The organism is Candidatus Minimicrobia sp. QA0096 (assembly GCF_963967315.1).
Taxonomy (GTDB): domain Bacteria; phylum Patescibacteriota; class Saccharimonadia; order Saccharimonadales; family Saccharimonadaceae; genus Nanosynbacter.
In genome coordinates this window covers 527075-542729 of sequence record NZ_OZ017288.1, presented here as the reverse complement: position 1 = coordinate 542729, position 15655 = coordinate 527075, and the positions used below count along the sequence as shown (strand labels likewise).

Annotated in this window: 16 protein-coding genes and 4 tRNA genes; 11 read left to right on the top strand and 9 right to left on the bottom strand. The window is 42.5% G+C overall.

Annotated elements, in window-relative coordinates; all coding sequences use genetic code 11:
* Window positions 1-3 precede the first annotated feature (3 nt).
* From groL to AACH20_RS02900, 3 genes are all read right to left on the bottom strand, one after another.
* Window positions 4-1647 (bottom strand): chaperonin GroEL, encoded by a 1644-nt coding sequence (gene groL, locus AACH20_RS02910; RefSeq protein WP_338503991.1) that lies wholly within the window; start codon window positions 1645-1647, stop codon window positions 4-6.
* A 16-nt stretch (window positions 1648-1663) separates the two neighbouring features.
* Entirely contained in the window at window positions 1664-1933 is a 270-nt protein-coding gene (locus AACH20_RS02905; protein WP_232272958.1) for a co-chaperone GroES, read from the bottom strand.
* 69 nt (window positions 1934-2002) lie between these two features.
* Complete coding sequence (locus AACH20_RS02900; RefSeq protein ID WP_338503989.1) at window positions 2003-2878, bottom strand: hypothetical protein; 876 nt, start codon at window positions 2876-2878, stop codon at window positions 2003-2005.
* Between the two features lie 88 nt (window positions 2879-2966).
* On the opposite strand from AACH20_RS02900, the gene AACH20_RS02895 reads away from it, so the two are divergent.
* Window positions 2967-4256 (top strand): UDP-N-acetylmuramoyl-tripeptide--D-alanyl-D-alanine ligase, encoded by a 1290-nt coding sequence (locus tag AACH20_RS02895; protein ID WP_338503987.1) that lies wholly within the window; start codon window positions 2967-2969, stop codon window positions 4254-4256.
* Here AACH20_RS02895 and AACH20_RS02890 read toward each other — a convergent pair.
* Entirely contained in the window at window positions 4213-5538 is a 1326-nt protein-coding gene (locus AACH20_RS02890; protein ID WP_338503985.1) for a UDP-N-acetylmuramoyl-L-alanyl-D-glutamate--2,6-diaminopimelate ligase, read from the bottom strand. The genes AACH20_RS02895 and AACH20_RS02890 overlap by 44 nt on opposite strands.
* 32 nt (window positions 5539-5570) lie before the next feature.
* On the opposite strand from AACH20_RS02890, the gene tsaD reads away from it, so the two are divergent.
* The 3 genes from tsaD to AACH20_RS02875 all read left to right on the top strand — a co-directional run bounded on the left by tsaD (window position 5571) and on the right by AACH20_RS02875 (window position 10304).
* Entirely contained in the window at window positions 5571-6641 is a 1071-nt protein-coding gene (gene tsaD / locus AACH20_RS02885; RefSeq protein WP_338503983.1) for a tRNA (adenosine(37)-N6)-threonylcarbamoyltransferase complex transferase subunit TsaD, read from the top strand.
* A gap of 18 nt (window positions 6642-6659) precedes the next feature.
* The gene (locus AACH20_RS02880) at window positions 6660-7586 is read left to right on the top strand and encodes a lipid II:glycine glycyltransferase FemX (protein WP_338503981.1); all 927 of its coding nucleotides are present in this window, start codon (window positions 6660-6662) and stop codon (window positions 7584-7586) included.
* Between the two features lie 162 nt (window positions 7587-7748).
* Entirely contained in the window at window positions 7749-10304 is a 2556-nt protein-coding gene (locus tag AACH20_RS02875; RefSeq protein ID WP_338503979.1) for a valine--tRNA ligase, read from the top strand.
* A 1-nt stretch (window position 10305) separates the two neighbouring features.
* Here AACH20_RS02875 and AACH20_RS02870 read toward each other — a convergent pair whose 3' ends face one another.
* Window positions 10306-10647: a hypothetical protein gene (locus AACH20_RS02870; protein WP_129743614.1), complete on the bottom strand. Its 342-nt coding sequence runs from the start codon at window positions 10645-10647 to the stop codon at window positions 10306-10308.
* A 142-nt stretch (window positions 10648-10789) separates the two neighbouring features.
* On the opposite strand from AACH20_RS02870, the gene AACH20_RS02865 reads away from it, so the two are divergent.
* Entirely contained in the window at window positions 10790-11872 is a 1083-nt protein-coding gene (locus tag AACH20_RS02865; protein ID WP_338503975.1) for a VanZ family protein, read from the top strand.
* 54 nt (window positions 11873-11926) lie between these two features.
* On the opposite strand, the gene AACH20_RS02860 is transcribed toward AACH20_RS02865, so the two are convergent.
* Both AACH20_RS02860 and AACH20_RS02855 read right to left on the bottom strand, forming a co-directional pair.
* Window positions 11927-12016: transfer RNA gene (locus AACH20_RS02860), tRNA-Ser, on the bottom strand.
* Between the two features lie 17 nt (window positions 12017-12033).
* Window positions 12034-12126: transfer RNA gene (locus tag AACH20_RS02855), tRNA-Ser, on the bottom strand.
* Between the two features lie 72 nt (window positions 12127-12198).
* On the opposite strand from AACH20_RS02855, the gene AACH20_RS02850 reads away from it, so the two are divergent.
* From AACH20_RS02850 to AACH20_RS02830, 5 genes are all read left to right on the top strand, one after another.
* Complete coding sequence (locus tag AACH20_RS02850) at window positions 12199-12606, top strand: hypothetical protein (RefSeq protein ID WP_338503973.1); 408 nt, start codon at window positions 12199-12201, stop codon at window positions 12604-12606.
* 35 nt (window positions 12607-12641) lie between these two features.
* Entirely contained in the window at window positions 12642-13160 is a 519-nt protein-coding gene (locus AACH20_RS02845; protein WP_338503971.1) for a hypothetical protein, read from the top strand.
* A gap of 107 nt (window positions 13161-13267) precedes the next feature.
* Window positions 13268-13344 (top strand) — tRNA-Arg (locus AACH20_RS02840).
* Between the two features lie 12 nt (window positions 13345-13356).
* Window positions 13357-13444: transfer RNA gene (locus tag AACH20_RS02835), tRNA-Ser, on the top strand.
* Window positions 13445-13452: 8 nt separating this feature from the next.
* Window positions 13453-13905 (top strand): 23S rRNA (pseudouridine(1915)-N(3))-methyltransferase RlmH, encoded by a 453-nt coding sequence (locus AACH20_RS02830; protein WP_338503969.1) that lies wholly within the window; start codon window positions 13453-13455, stop codon window positions 13903-13905.
* On the opposite strand, the gene AACH20_RS02825 is transcribed toward AACH20_RS02830, so the two are convergent.
* Window positions 13900-14574 carry a ComF family protein gene (locus AACH20_RS02825; RefSeq protein ID WP_338503967.1) on the bottom strand — a complete coding sequence of 225 codons (675 nt, stop codon included), beginning with the start codon at window positions 14572-14574 and terminating at the stop codon, window positions 13900-13902. The two genes, AACH20_RS02830 and AACH20_RS02825, sit on opposite strands and share 6 nt — an antisense overlap.
* Before the next feature lie 104 nt (window positions 14575-14678).
* On the opposite strand from AACH20_RS02825, the gene AACH20_RS02820 reads away from it, so the two are divergent.
* Window positions 14679-15173 (top strand): Hsp20/alpha crystallin family protein, encoded by a 495-nt coding sequence (locus AACH20_RS02820; RefSeq protein WP_146555098.1) that lies wholly within the window; start codon window positions 14679-14681, stop codon window positions 15171-15173.
* A 99-nt stretch (window positions 15174-15272) separates the two neighbouring features.
* On the opposite strand, the gene AACH20_RS02815 is transcribed toward AACH20_RS02820, so the two are convergent.
* Window positions 15273-15650 carry a pilin gene (locus AACH20_RS02815; protein WP_338503963.1) on the bottom strand — a complete coding sequence of 126 codons (378 nt, stop codon included), beginning with the start codon at window positions 15648-15650 and terminating at the stop codon, window positions 15273-15275.
* Between the last annotated feature and the right edge of the window lie 5 nt (window positions 15651-15655).

Below are 15655 nucleotides of genomic sequence, written 5' to 3'. Positions count from 1 at the left end.
GATTTACATCATACCCATTCCCGGCATACCGCCAGGAGCAGCTGCAACCTCAGCCTCTGGAATATCAACCACCAAAGCGCCCATAGTTGCCGCAGTTGATGCAATTGATACTGCGTTTTGAACAGCTTCTTTAGTCACACGAGCTGGATCAATAACACCAGCCTTCTTCACGTCAATCAGACCGTCTTCTGGCTTCATAACGTTAACGCCGAATCCAGGTTTGCCAGATTCAACTTGAGCAAGCAGTGCATCAGCATTCAACCCGGCGTTTTTCATAATCTGCAAGAACGGTTGCTTCAGAGCGTCTTTCAAGATCTGTCGACCGACCGACAAACTATCTGCGCCGCTAACTTTTAGATTGCCAGCCAAATTGACCAAAGTTACGCCACCACCAGCAACAATTCCCTCAGCCAAAGCCGCCTTAGTAGCCGCCACGGCGTCATCAACGCGGAATTTCTTTTCGTCAATTTCAGTCTCAGTCGCGCCACCAACCTTAATAACCGCAACCTTGCCAGATAATGCCGCGGCACGCTTGTCGAATTGTTCTTTTTCATACTCACTTGAAGCATTTTCTGAAAGCGATTTAATCTCAGCAATTCGCTCCTTCACGCCTGAAGGCTTGCCCGCGCCTTCGATAATTGTCGTTTCGTCTTTACCAACAATCACCTTGCGCGCCGAACCCAAAACTTCCAAGCCAGCGTTTTCGAATGTCAATCCGTGATCTTCAGAAATCACAATCGCGCCAGTCAGCACAGCGATATCACGAAGAACATCTTTACGACGATCACCGAAACTTGGCGCCTTAACAGCTACGGTATTGAATACGCCCTTCAATTTGTTCAAGACCAAAATGCTCAAAGCTTCGCCTTCAACTTCATCAGCAATCAGAACAACGTCCTTTTTACCGCTTTGTGCCAATTTTTCCAACATTGGCAAGAATTCTTGTACACTAGAAATCTTCTTATCGGTAATCAAAATCGCTGGCTTTTCGTACACAGCCTCCTGACGACCCGCATCAGTAACAAAGAACGGACTCACCCAACCCTTGTCCAAGCTAAAACCTTCGACAACTTCAGCTTCCAGCTCCAAGCCTTGACCAGCCTCAACAGTAACTACGCCGTCTTTGCCAACTTTCTCGATTACGCCAGCAATCAATTTACCAATTTCTGCATCACCCGCCGAAATCGTAGCAACTTCAGCCACGCGATCAGACTTGCCTTCAATCGGCTCAGCCAATTTGTTCAATTCTTTAACAATTTCCGCGCCAGCTTGCTCGATACCTTTCCTAAGTTCCATCGGATTATGTCCAGCCGCAATCAATCGATTTGCCTCTTTCAAAATCGAGTACGTCAACACCGTTACAGTCGTTGTGCCGTCGCCTGCTTGCTTGTTCAAGTTCTTAGCGGCCTGTTTGATTAAATCGGCACCGACTTTATAGCCCAGCGTTTCGTCATCATTTTCTGGCAATTCAATTCCTTCAGCCACAGTTACGCCGTCATGAGTAACAGTTGGTCCACCAAAACCCTTCGCAATCACAACATTGCGACCCTTTGGACCGTAAGTTACCTTAACTGCGTCGTATAGTGACTTAGCGCCGCCAAGCACGCGATTTCGCGCATCGTCATCATAAAAAACTTTTTTTGCCATAATTAAACTCCCCTTTTTATCCAACAACCGTTGCTAAAATATCTTCTTCGCGAACAACCAAATATTCCGTGCCGTCAATTTTCAAATCCGTAGTCGAATATTCCTTATAGACAATTCGATCACCGACTTTGACGTTCTTCACATCGCCGCCAACTGCTTTAACTTCCGCAACTACTGGCTTTTCTTTAGCGTTATCAGGCAAGTAAATTCCGCTCGCTGTCTGAGTCTTTGCTTCTTCACGCACCGCTACAACACGGTCGCCAAGAGGCTTAATAGGTGTACTCACGTTATCCTCCATTTCGTTAACAATACATTTATTGTAGCGCAACAAATTAGCACTCGTCAAGTGTGAGTGCTAATTATTTTGTCTTTTACAATCTTCTTCTCTGACCATCTCTTCAAGAACACCCTTATAATATGAAATCTTTCCTCTAATAACACGCTTCTTAGGAATTAAGCCATCTTCATCATAGCCAAAGTCACCAGCCTTGTGATTAAAGCCAGACCAGATAGCACGGTAGTCCATGCAATACTTATCATTATTAGCCTTACGTGCTGCGGTTTTCGTTGATTTTATATCAAAACCAAATACATATATATTACCGTCTCTTACATATTCAACCAAAATATCAGTCCCAGCAAGGTCGCCTTCAACGCTAGATGTATAAACAGCTTGTACTCCCTCAACCTCATTTAGGGCCATCTCAGCGGCGATTTCATGGCGCATACCATTAATTACATAATTTAAAAATCTATGCGCATTTTTAACCTCTTTATCACTATAATCAAGATGATTCATAGCATTTTCAATATCCGATATAAGCTCTGACTTACGAGTGTATTGTCCTTCGCTGATAATAGTCCGCAGAATTTTATTAAAGGCTACGACCGTCTCTTTTTCTTTTATCTTATTATTACGTTCATAAAATGCCCCGTTCCTATAAGACTCGAGATTCTCCTCCGATCGAATCCAATAAGGCATGATCTGTATCAACTCCAGCACTCTATCTTTCGGCATTTTGTCTGTGTCGCTTCTTTCTCTTAAAGTATCATCCGCCACACCTGACGCGACATATCTATCCACTAATCGATATGAACTTTCCGGATTAAAATCTCTGGTTGCAGCTCGCCCTATTCCTAATACAATTTCACGCAGTCTTTCTTGGTATTCGGAAGATTCAACAATCCCCCAAGCAATCTCAGCTACTCCTGATTCTCTAGCAATCTCCATACAATGGTTGCTATAATACCATAAAATCATTAAAGAGGCAACCTCACACCCTTCTCCCTACTGTTCCTCAATCTGTTATAATAACTCCATGCAATTATTCAAACATCTCTTAGAAACAATTCTCGGCTCTTATGTAAAAAAATATCTTAAATCTCATCCTGACACTAAACTAATTGCTGTAGTCGGCAGCGTTGGTAAAACTAGCGTAAAATCAGCAACCGCCACTGTTCTATCAGAAAAATTCACCGTGCGCCATAGTCGTGGCAATTTGAACACAACCTTAAGTGCGCCGCTGGAAATCTTAGGCGTAGACGGGCCAAAAAACGCCAAATCTCCCCTAGCCTGGCTAAAAGTCTTCTCCGCAGCACACGCCAGCATAAAAAACCCCGAATCTCCAGATATAATTATTCAAGAATGTGGTATTGATTGCCCTGGTGAAATGGCTACTTTTATGCGCTATATCCAGCCCGACATTGCCATAATTACCTCTGTTGCACCTGAACATATGGAGTTTTTCAAAAATATGGATACGGTAGCTCATGAGGAACTGTCCATTAGCCAGGTCGCTAAAAAAACCATCTTCAACCTTCACGATATCGATGAAAAATATCATAATCTCATAGTTGGAAATCGCGTAAGTTACGGCGATGGATCCGCTGATGTTTTCCTGGAAATTAAAAAGACTACAGATACTGGCTGTATTGTCAATTTAAGACACTCCGAAAAAACTTCTCAGGATATAAATATTTCTGTATTGGGCAAACACAACATCCGCTCAATCACTGGCGCGGCGGCGGCGGGATTGGCTTGCGGAATGAATATTGAAGAAGTTGCATCGGCTTTAACAAAAATCAGACCAGTTTCAGGCAGAATGAATATTTTACGTGGCATACGCGGTTGCACATTACTGGACGACACTTACAACGCCAGCCCTATTGCCATGGAAAATTCGCTAAAAACACTCTATTCCATCTCCGCCGATCACAAGATTGCCGTATTGGGAGATATGAATGAACTGGGCGAAACATCCGAATCGGAGCATAAAAAAATCGGTGAAATTTGCGACCCTAAACAGCTAGAATCGCTCATCACTGTCGGTAAAATGGCTAAGAAACACCTCGCGCCAATCGCTGAAAAAAATGGCTGTAAAGTAATTTCTTTTGACACGGCGCTTGAAGCTGGAGAATTCCTGAAAAATAGCGACATTAAAGATACGACAATTCTATTCAAAGGCTCACAGGGCGGCATTTACCTTGAAGACGCCGTGAAAGAATTGCTGCTCGACCCAAGCGATGTAGAAAAATTAGTTCGCCAATCACAAAGCTGGAAACAGATTAAAGCGAAATTTTACGACTCTTTTTCTCAATCTCAGAAATAATTTCCTGAACGACTTTCTTGTCGTTCCACGGAATTCGCTTGCCATTCACAATTCGGTACTGCTCATGACCCATACCCGTAATCAGAACCGTATCGCCACGAACAGCCGACCTCAGAGCTTGATAAATCGCCTGTTTTCGATCAGCAATTTCCGTCATTTTATGAGCCTTTTTCGTTCGCTCAATTCCCTGACGAATCATTGCCCGAATTTCATCTGGATTTTCGTTATAGCTTTCCTCGTCAGTTAGAAAAATCCTATCTGCCAAATTAGCCGCCAGCTCGCCCATAATCGGTCGCTTTGTCTTATCTCTGTCACCACACGCACCAAACACCAAAGTTAATCGCCCCTTGGTAATTTTATGAGTGGTTTTTAGCAATTTTTCCAACGCGTCTGGCGTGTGAGCATAATCCACAATAATATCAATTCCAATCTTATTTTCTACTCGCTCGAATCGTCCAGGAATCGCTTCCAAATTCGCCACGCCCTCTTGGATATCTTCCAACTTTATCCCCAACAAATATGCCAACGACACCGCAGCCGACATATTCATCACGTTAAATTCGCCAGGCAAATTAGTCGCCAACTCCAAATGAGTTTGATGATCAATCAGCAGACTCGCCTCTGTTCCCTTTTTATATAACTTAACGTGCGTCAAGTGAGCTTCAGCTTCCGGATTCGTTCCGTAAGTCATTTTCTCGCCAGAAGCCGTAAACTTATCAAAATATTCAAACCACTCGTCATCGCGATTCAGCACGATATATTTCGGTTTTTTCTCAAACAACTTAGCCTTAGCCGCCGCGTAAGCTTCCATCGTCTTGTGATAATCCAAATGGTCTTGAGTCAAATTAGTCATCACCGCCGCTTCAATTGGCACGCCGTCAAACTTATGCTGTGATAAAGCGTGACTTGTTGCCTCTAAAATCACATATTCCACGCCTTCACGCTGAGCTGTCTGGAAAAAGCTGAATAGCCTCGCTACAGTCGGAACTGTCGCATTCAAATCATTTATCTTTTCCTTGCCAGCAATTTCAATCACCGCCGTCGTAAATAATGCAGTCTTAAAACCAGCTTCTTTCAAGATCTCATTGATATAACAAGCAGTCGTAGTTTTCCCGTTCGTCCCTGTTACTGCAATAATTCTCAAGCCACGAGCTGGATTGCCATATCTTAGGCTAATCATCTTCGTGCGCGCAACTCTATAGGCGTTTTCGGTTTTTTCCAAAGCTCCTTGAGGTAGCGTTTTTCTAGCAATTTTTACCAACTCGTTTTTCATAATACCCATTTTACCACTTATATTTGCTATAATAAAAGCAAATGAGGATTTTGGGAATTGAATCCAGTTGCGACGAAACAGCGGCGTCAATCGTTGAAGATGGCGAACGCTTGCTTTCAAATGTCGTCAATTCTCAAATTGATATTCATGCAGAATACGGCGGAGTTATTCCAGAAATTGCCGCGCGTAGTCATTTGGAAGTTGTAAATCCCGTCATTAAAAAAGCTTTGTCTGACGCAAATTGTACTTGGGATGATATTGACGCCATCGCCGTTACTTACGCGCCGGGGCTTATTGGCTCGCTATTAATCGGCACTCTCGCCGCTAGAACTCTCGCTATTATCCATAATAAGCCGCTCTTTAAGATTCATCACGTAGAAGCTCACGTGTACGCCAATTTTATCAATAAGCAATCCGACAATTTATCTCTAACATTGCCGAAACAGCAGCCGTCATTCCCTATGCTTTCGTTGATCGTTTCAGGCGGGCATTCACAACTTGTCCTATTTAAAAATCACGGAGATTATCAGCTCATAGGTCAAACTCAAGACGACGCGGTTGGCGAAGCGTTTGATAAAGTTGCTAAAATCATCGGTTTGCCGTATCCTGGCGGCCCAGCCATCGCCAAAGCCGCCGAACTTGGCGATCCGCACACGTTCCATTTACCTATTGCCAAATTATCCGGCGAATACGATTTCTCCTTCTCTGGGCTTAAGACAGCCGTTTTGAGAGCCGTTCAGCACGAAGTCGGTAAAGACTTCACTTTTCCCTCCCATGAGCTTCCAGCGCTCGTAGATGACGAATTACGACGTAATATGGCGGCAAGTTTCCAGTATACAGCCATAAAAACGCTCGTAAATAAAACCAAGAAGGCGTTTGACAATTTCCAGCCAGCCTCCGTTGTGATCGCTGGCGGAGTCGCAGCTAACCAAGAGTTGCGTCGTCAATTACGTGAAGCCCTGCCAATTGACATCGAATACGCCCCTATCCAACTCTGTACAGATAACGCCGCGATGATTGCTACCCTTGGTTATTTCAGATCTCAAATTGACGAGCCTACAGATCCATACGATCTGGAAGTTCAGCCAAGTTTATCAATGACAGCAATATAACGTTGTGAGGATTACAACATGAATCAACATTTTCTACAATCATCAGCCTGGGAAAAATTTCAACAATCGCTCGGTCGAAAAGTCTTTCACAACAGAGGTGAAGGATGGGAATATTTCGCAATATTAGAGCGCGGCACAGGCAATTCTCGCTTATATTGCCCCTTCGGTCCAACCGCTATTAACGAAGAAGTATTACGATTGGCGCTAAAAGACCTAGCAGAGCTCGGTAAAAAACTTGGCGTAACTTTCCTTAGAATCGGACCAATTAAACCTACCTTTTCTAAGGTGTTATCTGATGAGAATTGGAAAAAAGCCACTTACGTTCATTTACAGCCAGAACATACGCACATTATCAATCTCCAGCAGCCAGAGGAAGAAATCATAGCAAACATGGCGCAACCTGTAAGGAATTGTTATAGGAATTATCACAAAAAAGGCGTAACTATTCATCAATCTCAAAACCCAGACGATATTAAATATTTCTTAGAATTGATACACGAAGTTGCCAAAAGAACCGGCATGTCGCCGCACCCAGATTCATATTTTCATAAGCAAGCTGGTTCTCTACTTCCATCCAAAGATGCTTCTTTTTGGTACGCAACATATGACAATAAAGTAATTGCTACTGCCCTATTTTTCGACTCAAAAACAACTCGAATTTATGCACATGCGGCAGCAAATTCTACGCCAGAATATCGCAAGCTTAACGCTGGAACTGCCCTGCTCACCGAAGCGATAATCGATGCAAAACATTGTCAAATGGAGAAAGTCGATTTATACGGAATTGCTCCTGAAAACGCACCAAAAAATCACCCATGGGCTGGCTTTACAAAGTTTAAGCGATCGTTCGGCGGCGAAGATATCTATTCTGGGTCAACCTGGGAACTTCCCCTAAAGCCACTTCAATATTGGCTATATCGAGCGTATCAAACGATTAGAAAATAACCTTAATTTCATCCATCGCACCGCATAAATTTGTGATATAATTAAGATGTAATATAAACATGTGGAGAAATTAGAGGATTACATATTTAAGGGCTTTTGCACGTGAAAAGCTACTTTGTTTTCTTTTGTATTTTTTCACATGAAAAAACCATGGAATAACTTATGCAGCTAGCTAAACAATACATACCAAACGATTACGAACCAAACATTTACGCCCTATGGGAAACCAGCGGCGCATTAGAACCAACAGGGGTAGGCAAGCCATATTCAATCATTATGCCGCCACCTAACGCGAACGGTAACCTTCACATTGGGCACGCACTCGATATGAATCTGAAGGATATTCTGATTCGCTATCACCGAATGAAGGGTGACGACGCCGTATTTATTCCAGGCGCCGACCATGCTGGGTTTGAAACTTGGGTTGTGTATGAAAGAGAATTAACAAAGCAAGGGAAGAGTCGCTTCGATTTTTCACGTGACCAATTGTATAGTCAAGTTTGGAATTTTGTACAAGAAAAACGCGGCAATATGGAGCTGCAATTGCGCGCGTTAGGTGTTAGTGCGTCATGGAAGCATTTGACATTCACTCTGGACGACAAAGTTATCAACACCGTATACGACACATTTAAGAAAATGTGGGATGACAATTTGGTTTACAGAGGTGAGCGAATTGTCAATTATTGTACCGAACACCAAACCAGCTTTGCCGACATCGAGGTAGAACATAAGAATGAGAAAGGGAAGTTGTGGAAAATAGCTTACCCGACATTAGATAAAATTGGCGAAATTATCATTGCTACTACGCGCCCAGAAACTATGCTTGGCGACGTCGCTGTGGCAGTTCATCCAGATGATGAGCGATACAAAAAATTGATTGGAACTCGCATTTTACTGCCGATTGTCGATAAGGAAATTCCTATCATCGCGGACGAATACGTCGACATGAGCTATGGTACCGGTGCGGTTAAGATTACGCCAGCGCACGACCCGAACGACTTTGAAATTGCAAAACGTCATGATTTACCTATAGAGTCAATTATCAGCCCAGAAGGGAAGATGATAAACGTGCCAGCGCAGTTCTTAGGATTAACACCAGTAGAAGCTCGCGCTCGAGTTTTGGAGGCACTGGAGGCACTGGAGCTACGCCGCGGTGAGACTGAAATTGAACACGCCGTTGGACATTGTTATAAGTGTGGCAGCGTAATTGAGCCAATGATTAAAGAGCAGTGGTTTATTAAAACACAATCACTCGCACAGCCAGCAATTGATGCACTCAAAAAAGAAGAAATCACTTTTTATCCAGCATCCAAGCGCAAAGAGCTTATCGCATATTTTGAGCAATTGAAAGACTGGAATATTTCACGACAGATTCCATGGGGAATACCAATTCCTGCGTTTGTAAATGAAAACGACCCTAAGGATTGGATATTCGACACTCGCACCAACGAACAGAGTATTGTTGTAAATGGCACAACATATATTAGGGAAGAGGATACCTTTGACACCTGGTTCTCATCTGGACAATGGCCATATATTGTTACAGACTACTTGGATGGCGGCGATTTAGCCAATTATTTCCCGACCGACATGATGGAAACTGGTATGGATATTATGCGCGCATGGGTTTCTCGAATGATTATGCTTAGTCTGTACCGAACAGGGAAGTTGCCGTTCAAAGAAGTTTATCTACACGGAATGGTTAATGACGAACATAACCAAAAAATGTCTAAGTCTAAGGGCAACGTCATTAATCCAATGGAATTGGTTGCGGAATTTGGATCTGACGCCACACGTATGGGAATTATCGCTGGACGGGCGCCGGCTCAAAGTCAGGCCTTTAACCGCGGCTCTGTTATCGCTGCTCGCAACTTCTGCAATAAGCTATGGAATATTGCCAGGTTTGTTGAAGCGCAAATTGGCGATAATCACCAAATTGTCGACTTAGAACCACAAACTCCGGCTGATCACTGGATTATTCGCCAATTGAACGACGCCGCCAACAACATCGCCGTTCGATTAGAGCAATATCGCTTCTCAGAGGCATCAGAAACTGTTTATCACACCATCTGGGACGACGTGGCCGACTGGTACATTGAATCGTCTAAAACCGCGATCAATCGTCCATTATTATCTTGGGTTTTGGCAACTTCTTTGAAAATCGCTCATCCATTTGCGCCATTTGTTACGGAAACGATTTGGCAAACGCTCAATTACACCGACGGCATTTTGATGCGTGAAGCTTGGCCAACTTCAGAAAAGTTCGATCCGATTGCTGCCGAACAATTCGAGCAACTTAAGCTCTTGGTTGCCGAAGGTCGCTGGGTGATTGCTGAACTGCCAGGGAATAAGAAATATCGATTGTTATACGGCAACGACAATCTTATCGCTGACAATCAAGACACGATTAAGCATCTGATGCGGCTTGAGGCAATTGAACACACCGACCAACCGCGCGGACTGAGATTGGCGACGGCAAACAGGGAAGCGTGGCTAGATATTGATAGCGAAACTCTGTATCAACATCAGGAAAATCTGGAAATGCGCCTAGCCGAATCACGTCAGAAATTGGCGGGATTAAACAAGCGCCTGGAAAATCCGACTTACGTTGAGAAGGCGCCAGCCCACCTTGTCGAGGAAACTCGCGAGCAATTAGCCGAGCAAGAAAAAATCATTACTCGGCTTGTTTCGGAACTGGAAGTAATTAGCTTAAAATAGTTTAACTCACACCTTCAAAATCAAGGTGATAACCATCAAAAGTATGCTGTCCACGAGCGGCATATTTTTGGCGCAATCGCTTCTTATCGTTATTACGAGGCGTAGTTCGCGGTCGCGCCGAACCTTCTTTCAGCACATTTGACAATTGAGCGTGTTCTGGATGAGTATGAGGCTTTGTTTCTGGCATTTTTATTTCACCCTCAACGTCACTTTGAACGCTATATGTTTTCCAAGATGACAAAAACGCTTTATCAACGTTGGTGTCGTGCAGCAGCACACCAAACGCTACATTCAAACTGACAAACATAGTTGTAACGGTGAAAAACTGTTGTACTAAATTCATTTTTATTCTTTCTTTTTTGTATCTATTTTTAGAATACTGATTACAATGTTAGCATAAGCTTTGTTTTTTGTCAAGTATATTTCCCAGCATAGAAATAGTCATCCTGAACTTTATAGAGAAAATGTTTAGTATAATGGAGTCTATGGGATACCTAATTTCTATTAAGGTTGCACTAATCCTTTTTCCAATTTTAGCTTTTCTTATCACGTTGCCGTATATGATTGCGAACTATCGAAAATACGGCTCCGTCAATAAGCTTAGGACTTTGATTTTCTATTCCTTTATTCTGTATTTATTAACTGTATATTTCTTAGTTATTTTACCGTTACCAAATCCAGAATCTGTTCACACAACTTACGCAGAAAATCTGAATTTAATTCCGTTTTCATTCGTCGCAGATTTTATAAAGGATAGTCCACTTGTATTAACAGATAGCTCGACTTGGATTACGGCGATAAAACATCCCACTTTTTACGTTCCTGCTTTCAACATTTTAATGCTCATTCCGTTCGGAATTTACCTGCGCTACTATTTCAAATGTAGCCTTAAAAAGACGTTATTATTGACGGCTATTTTAAGTTTATTCTTTGAGATAACTCAATTGTCTGGACTTTATTTCATCTATTCAGGACCTTACCGATTAGCCGACGTCGATGATATCATCCAGAACACGATAGGCGGATGCGTCGGTTACTTTCTGGGCTGGTTTGCGACGTGGCTACTTCCGTCCAGGGAAGAAATAGATGAAAAATCCTTTGAGGCTGGCTCACGAGTTTCTGGAATTCGTGTTAGTTTATCTCTAATAATCGACGCTGTTATCATCCGTATTCCTTACACCTTATCAAAAACCCAACTTCCGTTTTCGCTATTTTTAGCCCTCTATTTTAGCCTAATTCCTCTACTGAATGGTAAAACTTTTGGTAGTGCATTATTAAAGTTTGGACTCAAATTTGAAAATAAAAAACGGATTCGCACAATTTTCAGAGGAATCTTACTCACGATATATTTTCGCATCATTCCCGCAGGCTTGTTTTACCTCGCGGATGAATTTAATAAGGAAGCGAATTCGCTATTGTTTCTCTGTCTATTCGCAATTACATTCTTAGCATTCATATTATTCGTATTAGTTACAATTGTCGTAGCGTTATTTAATCGACGTTTTATGTTTGATCGTCTATCTGGCGCAAGTTACAAAAGTACGATTCAAGTCAAACAAGAGAAATAAAAAAATAGGAAACTCGCACGAATCTCCTATTTTTCGACTTCAATAGTACTGTTTTGGCGGAAGGGGAGGGATTCGAACCCTCGGTACGTTTTACCGCACGCCGGTTTTCAAGACCGGTACCTTCAACCACTCGGTCACCCTTCCGTACTATCTCTGAATTTTGGCGGAGGAGGGGGGATTCGAACCCCCGCTACAGATCTCTCCATACTAACGATTTAGCAAACCGTCCCCTTCAGCCACTTGGGTACTCCTCCAAATTCACTATTTAGTGTACCATAGAAGTGCAATTATTGATAGCTTTATCGTAAATAGAGTATAATAGAATTATGGTAAAAGGATATATTTCTAAAATTACAATAGGATTACTTACAATTGGGTTCGGTATAGTTTTGGCAACCGCTCCAGTTTCTGCATTAGGCGAAGGTGGCGCTCCAGCTGGAATTAACGCGGCACGCGGCGACAATACGCCATCCAACTTGGCTAATGGTGATTCATCAATCGTAAGGCGAGCCATCAACATTATGCTGTTCGGCGTCGGCGTCTTAAGTGTCGTTATGCTAATCTTCGGCGGTTTCCGCTACGTAATATCTGGCGGTAAAAAAGAATCCGTCACAAACGCCAAAAACACAATTCTATACGCAATCATTGGTCTATTAATCGCAGTCTTCGCTTACGCCATCATTAACTTCATCCTTGGCGCAGCTTTAAGCGGCGGATCAACCACTAACGTTTAATTGTTCACTAATTCTCATCGTGATATACTAACGTCATGAACGATAGTCCAGAAAACCAAGACTTTGAAGCGCCAGCATCTGACAGGATTGATTTAACCGAGCCAATAGCTTGGAACGCGCCAGAAGGCGTGCAGGTTCAGCGCGGTAAATTGTGGTACGTGTTTTTTGTAATTGTGTTGATAGGATTAATGGCTTTGGCAATTTTGGTGTTTAAGAACTGGACTTTCGCTGTTTTGTTGCCAATTATGGCTGTAGCCTTGTTTGTATTATCAAACAAAACCCCACAAGTAATAAACTACGCGATTAGCCCCAAAGGTATTTACATCGCCGATGTTTTACACGATTTTAGCGAATTTCGCGCATTTGGATTAATTCACGAAAACAACCAACATTCGATTCTATTATTGCCAGTAAAACGATTTTCGCCAGGTTTAACTATTTACTTTTCCGAAGCAGAGGGCGAGAGAATTGTCGATATGCTCGGAGCACGCCTACCAATGCAAGAAATTAAGCCGGACGCCTTAGAGAAGTTTATTCGACTGATAAAGCTATAGCTTGATTGGCTATATTTTATGTGGTAGAATACAAAAGTTCAGTGCTTTATAGCAATGAAGGTACCTTATATTTTTATTATAGCCAATCGATTTTCGAAAGGCTGTATGCACCCGTAGCTCAGCTGGATAGAGCGCTGGCTTGCGGAGCCAGAGGTCGTAAGTTCGAATCTTGCCGGGTGTACCACATTAGCTTTATGGAGAGGTGCAGGAGTGGTTGAACTGGCCGCTCTCGAAAAGCGGTATGGGGCAACTCATCGAGGGTTCGAATCCCTCTCTCTCCGCCATAGATATTATGAAAATCACCATTATAACAATCGGAAAAAAGCACGAAGCCTGGGTTCAGCCAGGCATTTTTCGTTTTTTAGAGCGTCTACGAGCACCTTTTGCTGCGGAAATGATTATTCTACCGCATTCAAGCTTTGAAGGCGACAGAGCGCGCCAGGAAGAGTCTGAGCGTATTTTTTCACGCCTTAATTCAGACGACTTCGTTATTTTGCTCGATGAGCGCGGAAAAAACTTATCATCGCCAGAATTATCTAATTTAATTACAGGCAACATCAATAAGCATATTATTTTTATCATCGGTGGCGCTTACGGAGTTACCAGCGACTTGCGCCAAAAATCCAACATCGTCTGGTCATTATCAAACTTAGTGTTTCCGCACCAATTAGTTCGTCTTATTTTAGCTGAACAATTGTACCGCGCCCAAGAAATCCATCGCGGCAGTCATTATCATCACTCATAGCTTCGGGCGCCCGTGCCTGGCAATAACCGCAATTTCCACGTGTTTAGCACCATTTTTCTTCAAACATTCCGCCGCCGCCAACACAGTTGAGCCAGTCGTAAATATATCATCAATAATGATATACCTCTTATTTTTATCAACTTTACCCGCAATTTCAAAAAACTCCTTTGCTTGGCGTTTTCTCTGGGCGGAAGATTTTGTGAAATGCTGAGTGACATTGTTTCTACGCCGAAGCAGGGAACAATATTCTATTTTTCTACGTCGAGATAGTTTAACGGCAATTTTTCGGATATGATCAAATCCACGGCGTCGAATATTCTTAGAAATTGTAGGGATTGGTACAATTGCCGCATCTGACGGCAATTCAGGCAGAGCTTCGTCTAAGAACTCACTTAGCAATCCAGCCGCTGCCTGAACGCGGTTAAACTTATAATCATCAATGATCTTTGCAACAACACCTGTACGCCGTGAAAAACACCAGATCATATCACAGGGAAGATTATGCTTTTTACATAAATTGCCATTCTCCAATAAATCGCCACACAATACGCACATATCATACTTCCGACTCGTGATGTATTTTTTACAATCTAAGCATAAAATACCACCCGTTTCACCGCACTTATAACAGTGGTGAGGAGCGATGATTGATAATAGCGTGTCAAACATTGTAATTTTTACGTTTTAAGCCTTTCTCTGTTGATTATAACGCACATTACAGTTATACTAATAAAGACTTTGTCAATGAGCCTATTATAAAAGTGGAGGAAATTATGGCCCGAAAGCAAGATGATACATTACTAACAGAACAGGAATTGGCTGCGGCGTTTATTGACGATGATAACGACGATCTGCTACCTGGTTTTAACGACGACAATAGTAGAAGCAATAGCACACCAACAACGCGATCCGACGATAATTGGGAAGATGAAGCTGATGACGCAATGGGACAATTGGCTGTTGACGTTTTCGAGACAGAAAACAACCTAGTTATCAAAGCTCGTACCGCTGGCGTAGATCGAAACGACCTAGACGTAAGCATTTCTGACGGTATTTTAACAATTAGCGGCACACTGTCTAGCGGTGACGAAGCAGATGTTCGCCAATGGCACATCCAAGAATGCTACTGGGGCGAATTCAGTCGTACATTAGCATTGCCAACCGCTGTAAATGAAGAAGGTGTTAAGGCAGAATTAAAAGATGGCGTTTTGACAATTACTTTTGAAAAGATAAAGCAAGAAAAAGCAAAGAAGATTCAAGTTCTGTAAAAATCATTTCACAGAAAATACCGTCACAAGTTGGCGGTATTTTTTTAGCCACAAAAAAAGAACCTCATCAGCGAGGCTCTTTTTTAACGGTAGGGTAGATTAACCCTTAAACTTATCAATAACCATATTGACGATTGCGTATGCCAAAATTGCAACCACCAAACCGACAATTGCATACAAAACTGTATTCTTAGCAGCTGTAACCTTATTGCTGTCACCAGCTGAAGTAGTGTATCGGATACCGCCCCAGATAAGCATAATAACGCTTAATGCACCGACGGCAAACAAGAATATATTTACAAATTGCTTAACTAGAGACTCAGGGCTTGCAGTATTGTCACTCACACCTTCTCCTCTTGCACTATTTACGCCATTAGTTAAGGTAAAATCACCTTCAGCGCTTGCAGCTGGGGCTACAGCCAAAGCAACAGTTGGTACTACCAGTAGTCCCGCCAAGATTAATTTTAATTTATTCATTGTTA